Origin of the sequence: Nostoc sp. NMS2, from assembly GCF_017115105.1 — a bacterium.
Taxonomy (GTDB): Bacteria; Cyanobacteriota; Cyanobacteriia; order Cyanobacteriales; family Nostocaceae; genus Nostoc.
In genome coordinates, this window is sequence record NZ_JABXKH010000064.1 from 62,676 (window position 1) to 82,366 (window position 19,691).

A 19,691-nucleotide genomic window follows, 5' to 3' on the forward strand; every position below is an offset into this window, starting at 1 on the left:
AATTACCTACTTAATTAGAAATTTGTTGTTTCTTGCCATTTCAACAACTTGTAAAGCAAGCACACCATCAGCGCCAGAACAGGTTGGTTGTCCGCCAATTTGTGCTAATTGCACAGCTTCGGTGACAGCCCCCAAAATGTGGCCTTTTAAGCCAGCTTCACAGATCATCTTTGCTTGACCTAACTCTTGAAAGCCTGACCACTGACTAGGTTTAACTGTCTGCCAAATGATTTGCCCTCCTCCGGCGCTATACCGCAGCATACCCCCGGTTCCCCAGAGTTCCCCTTCGCCGATTGAACACCCAGTTCCACGTACTGCAATCAAATATGCAGTTAATCCGCCGTTCCAGGATAATGCAATTGACTCAGCACTGTCATCTTCAGTAACAGGTGATTTTTCCAGACGATATGCACAAGCAACCGATCCGAATAAAGCCAACAACATATCGATCCAATGGGTTCCATTGTGCAGTAAACCACCGTTATAGCGTAAACAAGCACCAGTTGGAGTTCCCAAGCCATCATCTTGACTTGTTAGATGTTTCAAGGCTTGCAGCATTGGTGTCCAGCGACGCGAATAGTTAGTCATCAAAATACAGCCCTGTGCAGAGCAAGCAGCTAACATTATTTCTGCCTCTGCTACATTAAGTGCAAGGGGTTTTTCGCACAGGATGACGCGGGGTTGCCAAGCCAGTGCAGCAATAACTCCCTGAGTGTGTAAGTGAGTGGGACTACATATTGATACTACGTCGAGGTGAATTTCATCTGGTACATCTATCAAACTGGAGTATACTTGTGCTTCGGAAAAACGTTGCTGAAAATCTCTACACGCCTGTGGATCTGGATCTACTCCTAATAAAACTGTTACGTTGGGGATTTGAGCATACCCTTCGGAATGGCTGAGTGGATCGCCTTGTGGGGAAATGCCAAAGCGATGTCCAATTTTTCCTAAACCAATAATACCGACACATACTTTCATGAGTTTAATCTCTCTTAAGAGTCAATCCATCCTTGTTGTTGGGCATAGTTGAGAATGTCTACTGTCGTAAATTGGGAGTTGTGAGGATAAAGTGCTTCAAAAATGGCTTTGATGCGATCGTAGTCTTCTTGATAGTCAAGGGTAATACGGAAAAAAGGATTACTTAAGCCTGGAGGAGCAATGATATCCAAGCGACAATATTTCTCTGGATGTCGTCGGATGTACCAACCAACGTGTTCACGAAAGGGTTCGTTGGAGGCAAAATCAACTGTTTGAGCTAGTGTTTTCCAAGACAACACCATGAGATCCAAGCCATGAGGATATGAACGTACTTCACAATTAGCAACGTAATCTACATGGGGGTAAGCCGCGAAAAATGCACAGATATGCTGATCAATTACATAAGGGTCAATTAGGGGACAATCTCCGGTTAAAAGGACACTAACTTCTGCTTGATAGTGTCGCCCTGTTTCCACAACTCGTTCTAATACATTTTCTTCTGAACCACGAAAGTAAGGAATATTGTGTTTAGTGCATAAAGATGCGATCGCTTCGTCTTTTTCATTAGTAGTAGTTGCCACAACTACTTCATCTATATAACGAGCGCGACGGATACGCTCAATCATTAACAACAGCATTGGTTTACCCACTGCTTCCTTGAGGACTTTACCAGGAAGCCGTGAAGAACCCATCCGGGCTTCTATTGTGGCAATGACACGATTCACAGTTTTACTCACTTCTCCACTAAAAATTTTTATATTTATTTATAGAGATCCAAATTGGTATTGAAATTTGTGACAAAATAAGGCTTAACCTCTGGATTAAAACTAAGTTTGTAATCTCCTCGATTTGGAGAATTGATTCCTACAAAGTCTATTTCTTGCAACTGACGTTTAAAACATTCTTCAATTAAATCGAGCAGTAAAAAGGTTGAGCCACCAGTTTCTCTGTATTCGGGATTATTCCCAGCAAACATATAATAACCGCGCTGACGATCAAATAGGAATAAAATTGCAGAAACAGGATTTGTATCCAAATAGCATACTTTCAGTATTCCAAATCCTTTGTCTAAAGATTTATGAGTTATTGCTTGAAGTAAGTAAGATTCTTTATCTATATTTTCTATTCCTTGTCTAGCCCAAACTTCTCGGTGTAATTTGTCTAAAATATCAATATTGTCAGACACTTGAATAGATAATTTATTATTGATAGCTTTCCGCATTTCCTGTCGTCTGACAGCGCGGATGCAACTGAGATAAAAGTCAAAATTATCAAATTTTGTTAATTTTAATATACCCGTATATCTGAGTTGAACTTCAAATTTTCCCTTTTCAGGTGTATGGTAGTTATACCATTGAAATGGCCGGATATCTTGCAACTGCCATGAATGGGCTAGGGAAATTTTCTCAAATTTTTCTATAAGTTGTTCTATGAACCAAGTTAAAATCAAAAATTCTTCAGAATTACGTTTATGATCTGGTTTAGTAAAATTGTCAGCTAGTAACAGTCCTTGATAGGGCGTGAAAGGGAAAGGAGCGGGTAATATCTTGCCATCTTCAGAAAACAAGATAATAGTACCTGCAACTATTTTCTGTCTGAAGTAGACTGTAATAATTTGAAAAGTAACTCCTAATGCATTGATAAAGTCAGTTTTTGCAAAAACAGTTCCTTGAGGTGAATCTTCAACAAAATCATCCCAAGTATTTGCTATTTCCCGCCAATTAATTACAAAATCTTTAGTGTTCATTTATTTGTAAACATAAATACAAACATCACAATGATAGTAGTGATGAATTATTGTAACTTTTCTAGATAGCTGCTGAATACAGAACCTTAAAACTGCCTCTGGTTCATAATAAGCCATTGTTTCTTGTCGAAAATTCACATAATGTTCTTGTAAATATTCTGCAAAATAACCGATACTACATCCTATATCTAAAATTCGACATCCATTGAGGTCTCCAATTTTCATAAGTTCTAAATATCTGACAAGAGATTCATCTATAGAACCCCACTGTCCAGAACCAGGTGAGTCCCCTTTTATCTGTACAAGATTCTGATAGTGTTCTCGTAATATCTGCACAGTTGTGCTAACTTGATTCATTGACAATTCATCCTTCATTTTTTAATGTTAAACATATAGATAAAAACCAAAATTAGCATTATTCTGTCTATTCGTGAGCTTTTTATTGCTCACTTGCTAATACCATTTTCCAGGTAAAAGGCGTACCTTTTTTGATATTTTGATTCACTGATTTACCGATAACAATGTCGAAAAACTTGGGTGGTAATCCTAAACCTGGGCGTACTGCTCTGAGGTTTTCTGGAGTGAGAATCTCTCCGGCTTTCATGTCTTTGGTTACATAGAGCGATCGCCGATAAACCAGCGACTCTTTTTCAGCCTCATTTGCTCCATATTTTATACTGCCCAAAGCTTGCCAAGCTCTTTGCGACTCTATTACCAATTGCTGCATCTCTGCTGGTTCCATTGAAAAGGCTGAATCAACTCCACCATCAGCCCGACACAGAGTAAAATGTTTCTCAATTAATGTAGCTCCTAAAGCAACACTCGCAACAGCAACTCCAATACCCATTGTGTGATCTGATAACCCCACCTGCACATTAAATAACTCGCGCATTTGAGGAATAGTTAGCAAGTTAGTATTCTCTGGTGTCGCAGGATAGCTACTAGTACATTTGAGTAATATTAAGTCTTGACATCCAGCTTCTCGCGCTGTCCGAACAGTTTCATCTAACTCAGAAATCGTTGCCATACCAGTAGAAATAATCATCGGTTTACCCATGCTGGCAACTTTGCGAATTAAAGGTAAATCAGTATTTTCAAAAGAGGCAATTTTATAGCAAGGTACATTTAAAGATTCGAGAAAATCTACAGCATTAGTATCAAAAGGAGTGCTGAACCCAACTATTCCTAGTTCGTCGCAACGCTCAAAAATAGGTTTGTGCCATTCCCAAGGTGTGTAAGCCTGTTGATATAGCTGATACAGGGATTTACCGTGCCATAGACTATTAGGATCATTAATGTAAAAATCATCTTCATTTATGTCTAAGGTCATCGTATCAGCAGTATAAGTTTGGAGTTTAAGTGCATTTACTCCGGTTTTAGCAGCTGCTTCAACGATATCTAAAGCTCTTTCTAAAGATTGGTTATGATTGCCAGACATTTCGGCAATCACAAAGGGAAGATGACTAGCACCAATTATTCTATCTGCAATGTTAATTTTTCGCATTTGCTCTCTCAACTAACCAAGTTTATACTTGTCTATGATAAGAAGGATTGCTTGATGTCCTTGTAGTGTAGTTATTCCCATACTCTGAAAACCCGCTTTGGAAAATGCCCTAACAGATGCCTGATTACTTGGTTTTGTGTAGGCATTAATTCTATTAACATCGAAATCAGAGAATAGTTTTTTACAAGCTAATTTAATCAAGCTGCTTCCATAATCCTGATTACGAAAATTTGGGTCAATATTCATGGAAACAATAGCTTCAGAATTTTCTATGTCATATCGAATCTGTCCAATAGGTATATCATTCTTATTAATGGCAATATAAAAGATGCAATTAGGATTTATCAATTTAGATTTAAACCATTGAACATGATCTTCCCAGAGTATAGACTTAGAGGAAAAAGAAACCCCACGTACTTCTGGAGCGTTTGACCATTCCCATAGCAACCGACAATCATCTTGTTGCACCGAGCGCAATTGAAAAAAGTTATCTTTTAGATAGCTCAAAACTCTAATGCTTCCTTGACCATCAACTAATTCTTGGCTACATCTAGTCATTTTTTCCCGCCTTCCGGTAGCTATCACTAATTGCACTACTTCCGATGCTATTTCAACAGTAGAAACATTTTCATGCCATCCCAAATTTACAACTACTCCCATTACCTGTAGTTTTTCGGCGATCGCCCGTTGATTTTCAGCTAAAATCACCACTAGACTAGGCAAACCCATAAAAGCTAGTTCCCAACAAGTGCTACCACCACCTGTCACTGCTATATCAGCCCAAGCCATTAGCTCAGGCATATTCGTTACATTCCTTTTCAGTTGAATAGGAAAACGTGATTCCTGACTAGCCGATCGCAGTTGCTCATAATGTGGATTACTTCCTCCAACAACAACGACTACTTCAAGTCCTTCTACTTCTACTTGTTGCAATCCTTCAATCACCTTGAGAGTGACATTATCTGGATCTGCACCACCTAGTGTAACTAGTAATTTTTTAGCTATTAGAGGGAGCGATCGCTGCCATCCCCGCCAAGACCAAAATTCCCGCCGCAAAAGGGTATAGTTTGTACCAAGAAAAAGTTGAGTATATGGCTGTCGATTTATATACAATTCCTCACCAGCATGAATATTTTGATTTAAAATAATGTCCGCGTGGTACTGTTTTGCGTGTCCATAATCATCAATGAATAAAAGTTTTAGCTCAAATTCCTTGATGATTTCTTGATACTTAGCACCAAGGTGGTAGCCATCCACTACAACCCAATTTGCATCAAACTGGCGTGCGAGTTTCGCTGTTTCTTCAGCATCTTCAGTACTTCCAATCTCAATCGGTAAGTGGATAACTTCCATTCCTTCGGACTTTAAGCGATTTATTAAATCTGGTGCTTCCGTCGCCATCACAAAAATTACTTGATTACCTGCATCTTGCCAAGCCTGGGCTAAAGCTAGACAACGCATTAAATGACCTGTACCTATTTTTGTTGATGCATCTACTCTGATAAATAACTTCATTGTTGATAAATTAATAGTTATGCAACATATTTCTTTTGTTCTACGTGTGCGTTAATTAGCGACCAATCAGGATACTGTCTGAGCAAATCTAAACAATCTTCTAAGGTAAATTTTGGAATTTGAGGATAAAGGGCTTCAATAATTCTTTTAATCAATTCAAAATCATCTGCTGTATCCACTGTCCAACGATGTAAACTTTGATTTTCTGAATAAATTATCTGACCTAATCGATAACGCTCAGGATGCATATAAATAAACGCAGTAACATGTTCTCGGTCGGGTTGTGCCGTTGCTTCTACAAACGCCTGTTGTAAGGCTAAAAATGAAAACACCTCAGTATCCATTCCCCGTGGGTAGCTTCTCTGTAAACAATTAGAAACATAATCATATTCATACTCAAGATAAAATTGAATTACCTTGTCAATCAATTGTGGATCGATAAGTGGACAATCGGAGGTTATACGAACCACTACATCTGCATGATGCTCTTTTGCAGCCTGATAATATCTGGCTAACACATCTTCTTCAGAGCCTCGAAAATATGGTATTGAAAGGCGATCGCAAAGTTCAATAATTGGTAAATCTTTCCTATTAATTGTAGTAGCAATTACAATTTCATCAGCCAATTTTACCCGCTTTAATCTCTCAATCTGATATTCTAACAAAGACTTATCTAATACCTTTTTTAGTACTTTTCCAGGGAGACGAGTTGAAGTCATTCTTGCCTGAACAATAATTACAGTTTTCATATCAGGCTCTCTCTTAGTGAAGCTACTACCTTATCCTGACTCTCTTCATTTAGGCTATAATATAAGGGGATAGTGATAGCTTCCTTATAGTATTTCTCAACCTCTGGAAAGTCCCCTAATTTAAACCCAAATTGTTGGTAATAAGGCTGTATATGAACTGGAATATAGTGTAAATTCACACCAATTCCTACACTGCGAAGTTGTTCAAATACCTGCCGATGAGTTTTATTAATTTTATCCAGTTTGAGCCGAATTACATAAAGATGCCAACTAGATTCACTATCTGGATGTTGCCACGGCAGCATTAAAGGTAAATCTCGCAATAGTTGATTATAACGGTTAGCTAAAAATCGGCGACGTTCTACAAATTCATCTAGTCTTTGCATCTGACTAGAACCTAATGCTGCTTGGATATCTGTCATCCGATAGTTGAAACCTAATTCTAGTTGTTGATAATACCAAGAACCGTGAGATCCTCCTTGAATGAAATCTGGATTGCGAGTTATGCCATGACTTCTTAATTTAATTAATTTTTGATATAATTCTTCTTGATTTGTTAGTACCATACCGCCTTCGCCAGTCGTGATAATTTTCACTGGATGAAAGCTAAAAACTGTCAAATGAGAAAATTGGCAATAACCAACAGGTTGTCCCTGATACCTTCCGCCGATCGCATGAGAAGCATCTTCAATAATTTTGAAATTATATTGTTGCGATAAAGCGGCAATTTTCTCCATTTCACAAGATTGTCCGGCAAAATGTACAGGTATTAATACTTTTGGCAAACACCCTTGCTTTTCTGCCTCGACTAACTTACTTTCTAATTCATCTACGCTTAAATTGTAGGTAGTTGAATCAATATCAATAAAATCTACTTTGGCATTACAATAAAGCCCACAATTAGCTGAAGCAACAAAAGTATTTGGTGATGTCCAAAGAACGTCGCCTTCTCCTAAACCAGCTGCAAGACAAGCAATATGTAATGCGGATGTAGCACTAGAAACTGCTACAGCATATTTTGCACCACAATAGTTAGCAATAGTTTGTTCAAATCTCTCTATAGCTGGGCCTTGAGTAATCCAATCTGAGCGCAAAACTTGAATTACAGCATCAATATCTTCTTGACTAATATCTTGTCTACCATAAGGAATGTAGTCACTCATTGCTTCAACATATCCAGTAGTTGAAAACCTTTTAGCCATTCTGTATTTATCTCGGAGCTATACTCAAAACCTTCTGCCACAGGGACTCCTTTTTCTCCCAAAGCGTTGCAAGTGTAATCAATAGAATAGGCATATTCAATAGTTGGTTTAATCACATAATGGTCAGAAAACTCTAAGACCAAGTGTGAAGCTTCAGCACAAAACATGGCTTCATGTAGTTTTTCTCCTGGTCTAATGCCAACAATTTTAATTGGGACTCCTGGTGCAAGTGTTTCAGCCAAATCAGTAATTCTCATTGAAGGAATCTTCGGGACAAATATTTCTCCACCATGCATTCTTTGAAAACTATTGAAAACTAAATCCACAGCTTGTTCCAGGGTAATCCAAAAGCGGGTCATGCGTGGATCTGTAATGGGAATTTCTGTGGATTTTTCGCCAATCAGTTTTTGAAATAAGGGTACAACTGAACCTCTTGAACCGACGACATTCCCGTAGCGAACTACAGCAAACCGGGTTTTCATTGTCCCAACAATATTATTAGCTGCAACAAAAAGTTTATCGGCAGCTAGCTTGGTCGCACCATAGAGATTAATTGGATTAACTGCCTTATCTGTTGAGAGGGCAATCACCTTTTCTACTTCTTGATCGAGAGCGATATCAATGACATTATTTGCCCCATGAATATTAGTTTTAATACATTCCATTGGGTTGTACTCAGCAGCAGGAATATGCTTGAGCGCCGCAGCATGAATAACATAATCGACACCCCGCATCGCCAGACGTAGCCGGTCGCGATCGCGCACATCTCCAATAAAATAGCGCATCACTGGTGCATTAAACTCCTGCGCCATCTCGTACTGCTTCAGTTCATCCCGTGAATAAATTATGACTTTCAGAGGTTGATATCGGCTGAGAATCGTTTTGACAAATTGCTTGCCGAAGGAGCCTGTACCACCAGTGATTAAAATCGATTTGCCATTAAACATCTTCTAGTAATCTCAAAATTAATTATTTTGCAAAAATATTTAAGTAAAATTGTTAATTAGATTTGGGTTGTTTATTTGTGCTGCGATCGCCATTACTCTGTTGTTTCTTAATCTGCTCTAATAGAACTTTGTAATCTTTTCGTTCGGGATGCAACTTCACTAGCTTTTCTAAAGGTTCCATTGCACCCTTCGTATCCTTCAATTGCAACCGCACCAAAGACAGTTTCTCTAAAGCGAGTTGGTTTTCTGGTTCCCGCCGTAAAACCAACTCGTAACCCTGTGCCTGTTGCTGTAATACTGATTCAGCAGAAGGAGATGCAGTTGCTGGCTTAGGCTGGCTAGCCTGTTGGATTGCTGGAATGATTGCAAATACCGTAGATCCAAAAAACGAGAATATCGACACTATCGTTAAAATCTTCTGTCGCCGCTCAATCTGCTTTTTGCGGGTAATTAGGTATTCTTCATCTGAGCCAGCCATGTATTAATTATTGCTGCGGTAAATAGTTAGGTGTCAGCAACCCTCCCGTTTTGAGGATACCCATCTGCTCAACAGAAACTAACATCTTGGCTACAAATTTTTTACACAAACTTCAAAAGCTGACTCTGAAGACGAAGAAACTTTACAGTAAGCCCATGCTGTACTGACAATTTTGCTATGCGATCGCTCTCATGCTTCAAGCAAAACCCTCTCTTACACCTAAACAAAGCCAATCCTCCAGGTTCTATTCTTTAGGCAGATCAAAATTATATAAATATTTACGATGATTCTGCCTAATGCTAGATGCTTGCGATATTCTAAATAACGTTTAATAAACTAAAACAATGGACATTTGTAATGAATTGCAAATTTCCCTTGTCAGGCAGAAACTTTCAAACTAGCCCGTGTCATAGTGGGTTGTTCAACAAGCAAACATATTTTTCGCGATCCAAACAAATAGAATTTTTCCAGTCGTCCTCAGTCTCACTACTTAGTGCAACTTCCCAGAGGACTAGTTATTTTGCTCGGTGTCCACAACAGATATCTTACAAGAGGTACTGTTTCACTCTGGGGGTGAGACAGTAAAAGTTAAGGGGAAAAATAACACGGCAAAAGGTTAAAGGGGAAACAGAAGCATCCTTTATCTTTTAACCCTTACCCTGAACTTTTGTCTGGTTTCTGCAAAAAGTTTAAGGACTACTTGGTGGAATTGGAGTTTTGTGGTGGTAATTACCGTACAAAACCGAATTTACCAGTAATTTAGTAGAGTTTGTTATGGTATAGTTAGAAAGTTAAGACTAGCTTTACCAAAATTACACCACTCTACGACCCGGCAACAATTGCAGAATGGAAAGCAGTTTTAATTAAGTATTTACCAACAAAATCTGAATTCAATCGAGGTTATGACTCAGCAAGTGATTCACCCGATGGTGAAATTGCAGCGCAACGTGCAATCACTAATAGAATCGAATATTATCAAGCCAAGCGATAGCATCTGGAAAATCGCTTTGCTATATGGTAATGAATGGCAGCACTGGAAACAGGAACTGCTAGACTTTGGTTTTAGTATGCAAGACCCAGTTAGTGAACTGCTAGCTGTAGAAACTTGGGATGAAGAATAGGGAATAGGGAATAGGGATAGGAATTTTTACAATTCACCACTCCCTAGTACAAGACGCGATTAATCGCGTCTCTACCCAATTTCCACTCTTTAAACTTTGCAAGCAGCTAAGGCGGCAGCTAATTCCTTTGCAGTTTGGTAGCGATCGCGTGGCAATGGTTCTGTAACGCGATCAATCACATCTCTTAATTGGGAACTGATGGTAGGAACTTTTGCCACATCAAACCTGAAGTTTCGCCCCCTTTGGCGGTAATACTTGAACGGGTTTTCGCCTGTGAGTAGAAAAATCAGGGTTGGCCCAATTGCATATAAATCAGATTGAGTCAAAGGTTGTCCTCGTTCTTGCTCAGGAGCGCAATAACCTTCTGCACCAATCCGAGTACCGGGCGCTGTGCCAATTTCCTTAACTGCGCCAAAATCTAGCACTACTATGCGATTTAGTGAACTTCGCACCATTAAGTTGGCGGGTTTAATGTCGCGGTGAATTAGTGGTGGCTCTTGACTATGAAGATATTCTAAGATATCGCAGGTTTGGATCATCCAAGCGATCGCTTGATTTGGCGTAACTGGCCCAGTTGTATAAACACGTTTCTCTAAATCTTGTCCGTGGATTAGTTCCATTGCCAAGTATTTTTTTCCGCCTTCTACAAAGAAGTCGTAATATTTGGGAATTCCCGGATGGTTAAGCGATTTTAGAGTATACGCCTCCCGCTCAAATAATTCTTGAGCTTTGGCAATTTTTGCCATATCAGCATTCATTTGCTTCAACACCAGCAGTTGTGGGACACTCCCAATCTGACCACCATCCCAAGCGAGATAAGTAGTACCCATACCTCCTTGTCCGAGAGTTCGCAACACCTGATAATGGCGAATTTTCTGTTGTACTGAGAGAGGTTGACCGCAGTGGATGCAAAACAGATTGTTCGGGGAGTTACCTTCGTGCGTACAAGTGTATTTGCCTTGGGCTGAATAGACTGTTGCAACAGCGTTTTCTTCTGTCCCTTGTATTTGTTGTGGCGATCGCAAACCAGTTTCCAGTACTGTTACCTCCTGAATTTGGAATTGCAGTAATGGGCCTCCTTGTGCCAGTTGCAAAAGGGAATTATCTGGTAACGGACTCTGAATCACAAGGACACCGTTGAGGAAAGTCCCATTTGTACCCTGACTAATCAGCCGCCAACCACTGCTATTGTCGGCAGAATCGACGTGTCTCAGTTCTAAATGATGCCGCGAAACTAAACTATCACTTAAAACAACGTGATTATCTGTTGCTCGACCAATCCGAATTATGGAAGAGTTCTCAAAGCACCACTGCTGGAGGGGCGTTTTCTGTTGCGGTTCTAACAGAGTCAGACTAACCACAATACAACCTACAAGGTAAATGGATTAAGGAATGGGCATTGGGCATTGGGCGTTGGGTATCGAGAAGAGACAAGGCAGACAAGCAACAGGCAGGAGACAAGGGAGAGATTTATTCAATAATTCCCCCTTGTCCTCCTTGTCTCCCTCATCTTCCCCATTCCCCATTCCAATTTATTTTTAACTTTCCAAATTTGGGCGTACTTTTGCCCGAATAAGTATACCAGTAATATTGTCGTGACCATTGTATTGGTTTCCTAAATCAATTAATTTTGTAACACCCTGTTCTAAGTTAGCGCCCGAACTAAGTAAGGGTTCTAAATGAGTCTGCCAATGGGTTTCTAGTAAATCATTATCTGATAGACCGTCCGATGCCAAAAGTAGAAGAGTATCTTCATTAATCTCAAAAAAGCCTACATCAGCATTAATCGAGTTTTCATCACGAGGCCCCAAAGCTTGGGTGAGTTGGTAGGCATCCGGGCGGGCGTAAGCTATGCTTGCTTCCACTCCTCGGGTAATTTCCCGTTGCCCAACTTCATGATCTACTGTGACTTGTTCTAGTCCCCGCTTACGCGTCAAGCGATAGAGACGGCTATCTCCCACATGGGCAACTGCCGCTTGAGTATCTTGAATTAAGAGCATTACCAGAGTTGTACCCATACGCCCTACTCCAGAACGGGCATCTTGTTGATTGAGCTTGTAAATCGCCTCATTAGCTAAATACACTGCCTCACGAATGCTCTCTTCTGTTGGCAGTTGATTGGCAATCCAGTGTTCTTGAAAGTATTCCCGTAGGGTGTTGACTGCTAACTCACTGGCTATCTCGCCGCCAGCATGTCCACCCATACCATCGCAGAGAATATACAAACCATGCCCTTCCAAAACTCGACTTTTAGGGAACTCCAACTTCTGAATTTTGGTTTCAATGCCAAAGTAGTCTTCATTATGATGACGTTGACGACCTACATCTGTGCATCCTGCATCTTCCAAGCTACTTAACTGCATCGCCAGCACAACAGTTGGCATATCATCAATTTTGCTAATGATATTTTCTGGTTCGTCTGATTGCGGCATAGTGGGCACAGTAGTATTGTTCTCCTTTATTGGGGGTGGGGGCAAAGTTGCGGTTTCTAGTGCTTCCAGTTCAATAGAGATTTCCTCCAAACGCGATCGCAATTGTGCGATCGTGTGAATTTTACCTACATCTAAATCTCCCAACATTTGGACTACAGAGCCAAATTGAGTGCGTTGAGACTGCCTAAATAGTGCTTGCCAAACTCGCCCCAAAGCTTGAATGGTTAACGGCTCTTCTGGAATAGCAAATGTTTGGGCTTCGTCATCTTCTGGCGACTCGCTGACAGGCAGAGAACTTGATGATTCCACATACAACCTTTGTAGCGCCAGCGTTTGGTCTTCATCCAATCGCAAATTTGACAAATCTAAAAGGCTTTGACGACAATTTACTGGTTCCAACAATGCCCAAAGTTGGGTCATTTGATAACACCAGTGCAAAATTTTTAACGAACTTGTTGTCTCTTCTTGCCATAAGTCAACTAAAGGCTGCCAATTTGAGCGGTCTTCAATTATTACTACCTGCATATCCCCCTGCTGCCATGCATCGTGAATCAGTGGTATCTCGCGCTGACTTTGGGAGTGTAAGGCAATATAAGGTTTCGCAAGGTGAGGAATTCCACTTGCATCTACTGATGGCGTTGCTAGTACTGCTTCAATCGGTGATATTTGATACGGCTGGCAGTCTAGAACTCTCACACCTGTATCAGTAATGGTGGCATTTTCCGTTGAGGTAGGTAGCGGATCTAACAATTGATAGCGCTCTTGGGAGTCTAAATAAGAGCCTAATGCAATCTGAGAACTAAGGGATAGAGGAGATGACGAGGATATTGCTTCTTCATCTCCCTCATCCCCCTGATCTCTCTCTAATCCCAAAGCTTCCTCAATCGTTTCTTTAGCAATAATTGCCCAAAACACTGTTCCACATTCCGTACCACAGTTGTGACAAAGTAGTGCATTTACAGGTATATCTTCGGCGCTGCATTCAGGACAAACTTTGTGGGTCAGGGATGTGCCACAGCTTTGACAGAATTTGTTGCTTTTGGGGTTTTCAAATTTACACTGAGGGCAAATCAGCATAGTGGAAGTTCCTTTATTCGCGCTCCAAGGTGCTTCTAGCCACTAAGATCAAAGGTGCCACAGTTGGCTGTCCCTGACTACAGTAGACCTACAAGAGATTGTAGTTTATCAATGAATTTTGGTGGCAGTATTAATTGTGACGCATATTAGATAAATATTTAATATATTGGTAGCCAATTGCTTATAAGTGGGGAGTGGTGAGCAGGGGGAGCAGGGGGACAAGGGGGACAAGGGGGAATTATTGAACAAGTCTCTAGTCTCTTCCTTGTCTCCCCCCTCTTCCTTGTCTCCCTTGTCTCTTCTCCATACCCAATGCCCTATGCCCTATGCCCAGAATCTGGTAATTGCGGGGGTTCGGCGTTAAACCATTTTTGATAAATTTGCTTGTAAGTGCCATTGGATAACAAAGTCGCTATACCTTTGTTAATTGCATCTAAATGGGGGGAGTCTTTTGGTGTGGCAATCCCGTAGTATTCTTCAGTAAGCAGATCGGCAACAACTCTGATGCCTTTGAGTTTGCCATTTTTAATCGCATACAAAGTTGCAAAAGCATCGCTAACCACAGCATCAACGTTGCCATTTAGCAAGTCCTGGAAAAATTCTGGACCAGAATTAAAAGTACTAATTTTAGCATTGGGGATGGTTTTGGCAAAATCTGCCCCAGTGGAACCAATTTGGACAGCAATTTTTTTCCCTTTAAGACTATTGAAGTCTTGAATATTTTGGTTGTCTTCGCGGACAGCGATCGCTAGTCCGGCTTTAAAATAAGGTCGTGAAAAAGCAATTGTTTTCAGGCGTTCGGCGGTAATGGTGATTCCGCTAATTGCCGCATCAACTCTTTTAGCTTGCAAAGTCGAGATCATGCCATCAAAGGGCAGACTTTCAAATTGAACTGCAAAACCTGCTCCTTTAGCGATCGCATTCATCAAATCAATATCAAAACCTTCCAAGTCACCGCTAGCCTTTTGGATTTCAAAAGGGACAAAGGTGGGATCTGTCGCCACCCTAAGAGGTATAGCATCTGAGTGATTAGTAGGATAGAAATTGTTACAGGCAATAATCAGTAGCAGACAGCCTAAGCTTAAAATTAGCTGCTGCCACTTGAGGTTAAATAATTTCACCGTAGTAATTCCGTTCTATCAGTCAATATTCACGATAGTTGTCATGATGTTATAAGAAAGAATACATCCGTCAGCAGCCACAATCCACCATGAATTCTGTGCGACTAACGAAAGTTTAATACCCTTACTCTCGTGAAAAGTTGAGATCGGAGGAAGTTTCCAATCCCACTTTTCGCCAATTACCTATCTTGTGTGTTCTGTATTCTGACTTCCAATTTTTAACTACTTATGGTTTCTACAACCCCTGCTTACCGAATTACTGATTTGTTTGCCGAACGAGCAAAGAACCTTGCACCACCAACTTACGGTACAGAGTTAAGCAAAATCGTCACTGTCAGTTTTGCCTACGGTCTAGCTGACCCAATTCTCTTTCCTCACACTGACTTGGCTGCTGCAAGTGCCGTTGTGCTGGCAGAGGAGGCTCCGATCGCTCTCAATTATGGCCCACCTTCCGCTCAACTGTATGAGCAAATTATCCTCCGCTTGCAGGCTAAGGGAATTGCTACCGATCGCGATCGCCTAATCATTGGCTACGGTTCTGGTCAGATTCTCGGCTTGCTACCAGATGTGTTTGTGGAACCTGGCGATGTAGTAATTGTAGAAGGGCCAACTTTTTTGGGAGTAGTTGCCAGATTTGTCCACGCTGGCGCACGTATAATTACTATTCCTGTGGATGAGTTAGGGATGGATGTAGATGCGCTAGAAGTCACATTGAACGATTTAAAGAAACAGGGCATCCGACCCCGATTTATTTATACTATTCCCACCTTTCATAATCCCACAGGTGCTACTATGCCGTTATTTCGCCGCCAAAAACTGGTAGCATTAGCGGCTGAATATGGCGTGGTGGTGGTGGAAGACGATGCTTATAGCGATTTGCGCTTCCAAGGAGAAACTGTACCCCCCCTGGCAACCCTCGACCAAGAGGGGTGGGTATTATATGTCAGTACCTTCTCGAAAATTATTGCGCCTGGTATCCGGCTAGGCTGGGCTTGTGGCGATCCAGCGATTATTGAGCGGCTGGCGATGTTCAAAAGTGAGGGGCCTGTGGGGCCATTTGTCAGTCATGTGGTCGCCCGCTATTGTGCTACAGGGAAACTAGACAATCACGTTCAAGAGCTAATTGCCTGCTATAAACATAAGTGCAATTTGTTATTAGAAGCGATCGCTCAAGAGTTTCCCAGTGATATAGTTGCTCTGCGTCCTGATGGCGGTTTCTTCGTTTGGTGTAAATTGCCACCAGATATCAGCGCTACAGCCCTCCTCATTGCTGCCAATGAACACGGCATCAGTTTTCTGCCAGGGACTCGCTGCTACGCCAATGGACAAGGGGATGATGCCATCAGGTTAGCTTTTAGCTTTCAGCCAACACAGAAGATTGTTGAGGGAATCGCTACATTAGGATCGGTATTGCGCGGATTGAGGTAATTCGTAATTCGTAATTCGTAATTCGTAATAGAGCCTCCGGCACGCTCCGCGTTAAGCGTTCGCGTAGCGTCTCGTTCGCGCAGCGTCTCCGATAGGAGAAGAGAAGCTATGCCGCAGGCTTTACGTAATTCGTAATTAACGCGATGTGCAACTTACTTCTTAGAATCCCGCTTCCATTCCTCTCCCCCACTCCTGAGAGGCTTTGATTCTTGCTCCCCAACGCTAGTAGGGAAGGGGTTGGGGGTTAGGTTTGAGAGAAAGTTGCACACGGCGTTAATTAAGTAATGTATAGGGGATTTTAACCCCACCGCAAAACTTGTCGCGCAATATAAGCGAGGGACTTAGACCCCTCAAAAATGTTAAATATCAACCCAAATCTCAACTGTAAGACACTTTGGACTTATCTCTACACTGCACTTGACATTTTAGCGATCGCTTTAAGTTGTCACCCATGTACGGAGTGTAGCCAATACGGTTCGGATAAAGTCTTTTGATGACACGCCTTAGATCGCAAAGACGCGATAAATCGCCGTCTTTACAATAACGCTCTTCTATTACTCTCGTTAAATAAAAATTCAGAACCCTTGATTTTTAAGGCTTTGATAAATTTACGAGTAGGTTGGGTTGAGGGACGAAACCCAACACGAAAAACCCTTGGTTTTGTTGGGTTTCACTAAAGTTCAACCCAACCTACATTTTTTCTTTCATCAGAGTCATAAAAGAGCGATAATAAGTCCTTTGTCTTGACGGCGATTTATCGCGTCTCTTCTCTTAACCGAACCGTATTGGCAGTGTAGCAACGAGGAGAGCGAGGAGATTTAGTTATTGACCAAATACCAATTTTGTAGCGCCAACCGTTGAATTTCGCGCCAGGGAATATTATGTTTTCTGGCTAAGTCTGCACAATCTTCATATTCTGGCTGAACATTTGCAATAACTTTTTCTGGTGATTGTCCCTTCCATGCTACTTTCACACGCACTTTGCCATATTCAATGTCCACTTGTTGAATTTCCCGTTGTAAAATGGCGCGTTGCTGAGTTGTTCGGCGAATACCCAAAGTTGTAGTTTCACGGAATATAACCGTTTCACAACTGAGTAAATTTTCTGGATGACAAATCACAGTCAGCAAAATTCCTGGACGGGACTTTTTCATTGCGATCGCTTGGGTAAAAACATCCACCGCACCAGCAGCAAACAAAGCCTCAAATACATACCCGATCGCTTGCGGATTTAAATCATCAATTTGGGTTTCTAATACCGAGATAGTTTCTAAATTTGAGCTAGTATCTTCATAATTGCTGAAATTTGACTGTAAACTTGCGCTTTCGCCCAGCCAGAGGCGTAAAATATTGGGAATGGGTAAATTTATGGTTCCTGCTCCCAATCCTACCTGCTTGATAGCGATCGCGGGTGGTGAACCAAAATCTCTTACCAAAGTAGTAGCGATCGCAGCTCCTGTTGGTGTCACCAGTTCTCTATCAATGCCATTGCTATAAACTGGACAACCCCGCATTTCCCAAAGTTTTAATACTGCTGGTACTGGTACTGCCATTTGACCATGTGCAGCCCGAACAGTACCGCCACCAGTGGGAAACGCCGAACAGTAAAGTAGGGGCAATCCTTCGTTATTACTCTCAATCCCCAACCAATCCAATCCTAGACAAGTACCCACAATATCTACGATCGCATCTATAGCACCCACTTCATGAAAATGAACTTTTTCAGGAGAAATTCCATGCACCGCCCCTTCTGCGACTGCTAGCTGTCGGAATACCGCCAAACTCCAAGCTTCTGCTCGTGATGGCAACCCCGCTTTGAGAATCATCTGCTCTATTTCTGGCAAGTGGCGTGTGTGATGATGACTGTGTTCGTGGTCGTGGTGGTCATGGTGATGGCGATCGTGTACTAAATCCACATGAACTTTAGTCGCCTGCTGCCCATTCCGTTGGACAAATTCCGCCCTTAACTGATATTCCTGTTCAATACCCAACCCATTGAGCTTTTCAATTAAATACTCCACAGGAACACCCAAACTTACCAAAGCACCCAGGCACATATCACCAGAAATTCCTGTCGGACATTGAAGATAAGCGATTTTATTCATAGTCATTAGTCATTAGTCATTAGTCATTAGTCATTAGTCATTGGGCATGGGGCATTGGCCAAACAGGGCATGGAAAAGAGACAAGGGAGACAAGGAAGAGGGGGGAGACAAGGGAGAGACTTAATTTTAATAATTCCCCCTTGTCCTCCTTGTCCTCCTTGTCCCCCTTGCTCCCCCTGCTCCCCCTGCTCCCCCTGCTCCCCTGCCCCCTGCCCCCTGCCCCCCACTCCCCAATCCCCAATCCTATGGCAAAAATTTTCCCAGTTCATCCGGATAATCCTCAAATTCGTCGAATAGAGGAAATAAAGTCGGCGCTTTCTAGTGGCGCAGTCATGCTTTACCCTACTGATACAGTTTATGCGATCGGTTGTGATTTGAATGCTAAGTCGGCGGTAGAACGAGTGCGGCAAATTAAACAGCTAGCAAATGATAAACCACTGACATTTTTATGTCCCTCGCTTTCAAATGTGGCAACTTATGCCTTCGTAAGTGACACAGCCTATCGGATTATGAAACGCCTGATTCCAGGGCCATACACGTTTTTGCTCCCAGCAACTAAATTAGTACCGCGATTGGTGCAAAGCCCCAAGCGGAAAAGTACTGGAATTAGAGTCCCAAACCATACTGTGTGTTTGGAGTTGCTGGCAGCCTTAGGCAATCCGATTATTTCAACTTCAGCACATCTGCCACCAGATGAAGCAGATAATGGGATGATTCGGATAGATCCAGAAACTGTTCAGTCGCGGGTAGAGCTATTTGACCGTTTGGACAAGTTGGTAGACATCATTGTAGACACTGGCGAAGAACCTACTTATGAAGTCTCTACCATCTTAGATATGACGGGAGACGAAGCAGCAATTATACGGAGGGGTTTAGGTTGGGAAGCAGCAGCAGCATGGGTATAAGAATGAGACTTCACAGGCACACCTCTCTGTTTCGGAAATTGCGATCAAAGCGACTCCAGTTTTTAAATTGTCATATTTAAATGTGATGTCTACGACGGGCATAGATGCAATAACAGGATGGTGGTAACAGTCGTTACAGCAAGGGATTTGACAACTTTGACAAAATGCTGGGTACTGATGTACCCGCGTCAATGTGGTGGCTTGTGAAAAAACCGACACATTGGCATAACTGTAACCCTCTCGTATTTCCTACAGTTTTATATATGAGCTTTAGATGTGAGCATTATATGGGGCAAGTCTTAATTGATGAATGCCCAAAGATTTGTAAGCCAAGGCTAGCCTTGATTGCTGTGTCTGCGTTGTAATTACGGTGCAATACTAC

17 protein-coding genes are annotated in these 19,691 nt (G+C 41.7%); 3 read left to right on the forward strand and 14 right to left on the reverse strand.

What is annotated here, in order from left to right:
- Positions 1-6: 6 nt before the first annotated feature.
- From HWQ36_RS12780 to HWQ36_RS12825, 10 genes are all read right to left on the reverse strand, one after another.
- The gene (locus tag HWQ36_RS12780; protein WP_292702849.1) at positions 7-978 is read right to left on the reverse strand and encodes a Gfo/Idh/MocA family oxidoreductase; all 972 of its coding nucleotides are present in this window, start codon (positions 976-978) and stop codon (positions 7-9) included.
- Between the two features lie 14 nt (positions 979-992).
- On the reverse strand, positions 993-1,703 hold the full coding sequence (locus tag HWQ36_RS12785; protein WP_292702852.1) for a glycosyltransferase family protein: 711 nt from the start codon (positions 1,701-1,703) through the stop codon (positions 993-995).
- Positions 1,704-1,738: 35 nt separating this feature from the next.
- Positions 1,739-2,725, reverse strand: a complete 987-nt coding sequence (locus HWQ36_RS12790) for a GNAT family N-acetyltransferase (protein ID WP_292702855.1) — start codon at positions 2,723-2,725, stop codon at positions 1,739-1,741.
- Complete coding sequence (locus tag HWQ36_RS12795; protein ID WP_292702857.1) at positions 2,726-3,082, reverse strand: hypothetical protein; 357 nt, start codon at positions 3,080-3,082, stop codon at positions 2,726-2,728. It abuts the gene before it with no gap.
- An 82-nt stretch (positions 3,083-3,164) separates the two neighbouring features.
- Positions 3,165-4,229, reverse strand: coding sequence for a pseudaminic acid synthase (gene pseI / locus HWQ36_RS12800; RefSeq protein ID WP_292702860.1), 1,065 nt, complete (start codon positions 4,227-4,229; stop codon positions 3,165-3,167).
- A 12-nt stretch (positions 4,230-4,241) separates the two neighbouring features.
- Positions 4,242-5,744: a UDP-2,4-diacetamido-2,4,6-trideoxy-beta-L-altropyranose hydrolase gene (gene pseG, locus HWQ36_RS12805; RefSeq protein ID WP_292702863.1), complete on the reverse strand. Its 1,503-nt coding sequence runs from the start codon at positions 5,742-5,744 to the stop codon at positions 4,242-4,244.
- A 17-nt stretch (positions 5,745-5,761) separates the two neighbouring features.
- Positions 5,762-6,493 (reverse strand): glycosyltransferase family protein, encoded by a 732-nt coding sequence (locus HWQ36_RS12810; protein ID WP_292702867.1) that lies wholly within the window; start codon positions 6,491-6,493, stop codon positions 5,762-5,764.
- Positions 6,490-7,656 (reverse strand): UDP-4-amino-4,6-dideoxy-N-acetyl-beta-L-altrosamine transaminase, encoded by a 1,167-nt coding sequence (pseC, locus tag HWQ36_RS12815; protein WP_292702870.1) that lies wholly within the window; start codon positions 7,654-7,656, stop codon positions 6,490-6,492. The genes HWQ36_RS12810 and pseC overlap by 4 nt, the downstream gene beginning before the upstream one ends.
- Positions 7,653-8,642 carry a UDP-N-acetylglucosamine 4,6-dehydratase (inverting) gene (gene pseB, locus HWQ36_RS12820; RefSeq protein ID WP_292702873.1) on the reverse strand — a complete coding sequence of 330 codons (990 nt, stop codon included), beginning with the start codon at positions 8,640-8,642 and terminating at the stop codon, positions 7,653-7,655. The genes pseC and pseB overlap by 4 nt, the downstream gene beginning before the upstream one ends.
- A 52-nt stretch (positions 8,643-8,694) precedes the next feature.
- Positions 8,695-9,120 carry a tetratricopeptide repeat protein gene (locus HWQ36_RS12825; protein ID WP_292702875.1) on the reverse strand — a complete coding sequence of 142 codons (426 nt, stop codon included), beginning with the start codon at positions 9,118-9,120 and terminating at the stop codon, positions 8,695-8,697.
- A gap of 902 nt (positions 9,121-10,022) precedes the next feature.
- Here HWQ36_RS12825 and HWQ36_RS12830 point away from each other — a divergent pair.
- The gene (locus tag HWQ36_RS12830) at positions 10,023-10,241 is read left to right on the forward strand and encodes a DUF4327 family protein (RefSeq protein ID WP_012407469.1); all 219 of its coding nucleotides are present in this window, start codon (positions 10,023-10,025) and stop codon (positions 10,239-10,241) included.
- An 89-nt stretch (positions 10,242-10,330) separates the two neighbouring features.
- Here HWQ36_RS12830 and HWQ36_RS12835 read toward each other — a convergent pair whose 3' ends face one another.
- The 3 genes from HWQ36_RS12835 to HWQ36_RS12845 all read right to left on the reverse strand — a co-directional run bounded on the left by HWQ36_RS12835 (position 10,331) and on the right by HWQ36_RS12845 (position 14,871).
- A complete protein-coding gene (locus HWQ36_RS12835) occupies positions 10,331-11,602 on the reverse strand; it encodes a protein kinase (protein WP_292702911.1) in 1,272 nt (423 codons plus the stop codon).
- Positions 11,603-11,779: 177 nt separating this feature from the next.
- Positions 11,780-13,750: a serine/threonine phosphatase gene (locus tag HWQ36_RS12840; RefSeq protein ID WP_292702914.1), complete on the reverse strand. Its 1,971-nt coding sequence runs from the start codon at positions 13,748-13,750 to the stop codon at positions 11,780-11,782.
- A 317-nt stretch (positions 13,751-14,067) separates the two neighbouring features.
- Positions 14,068-14,871, reverse strand: a complete 804-nt coding sequence (locus HWQ36_RS12845; RefSeq protein WP_292702917.1) for a basic amino acid ABC transporter substrate-binding protein — start codon at positions 14,869-14,871, stop codon at positions 14,068-14,070.
- A gap of 228 nt (positions 14,872-15,099) precedes the next feature.
- Between HWQ36_RS12845 and HWQ36_RS12850 the strand changes: the two genes are divergently transcribed.
- Positions 15,100-16,299: a PLP-dependent aminotransferase family protein gene (locus tag HWQ36_RS12850; protein ID WP_292702920.1), complete on the forward strand. Its 1,200-nt coding sequence runs from the start codon at positions 15,100-15,102 to the stop codon at positions 16,297-16,299.
- Positions 16,300-17,117: 818 nt separating this feature from the next.
- Here the strand turns inward: HWQ36_RS12850 and larC are convergent.
- Entirely contained in the window at positions 17,118-18,404 is a 1,287-nt protein-coding gene (larC, locus tag HWQ36_RS12855; RefSeq protein ID WP_292703101.1) for a nickel pincer cofactor biosynthesis protein LarC, read from the reverse strand.
- Positions 18,405-18,649: 245 nt separating this feature from the next.
- Between larC and HWQ36_RS12860 the strand changes: the two genes are divergently transcribed.
- On the forward strand, positions 18,650-19,309 hold the full coding sequence (locus tag HWQ36_RS12860; protein WP_292702923.1) for an L-threonylcarbamoyladenylate synthase: 660 nt from the start codon (positions 18,650-18,652) through the stop codon (positions 19,307-19,309).
- Positions 19,310-19,691 lie beyond the last annotated feature (382 nt).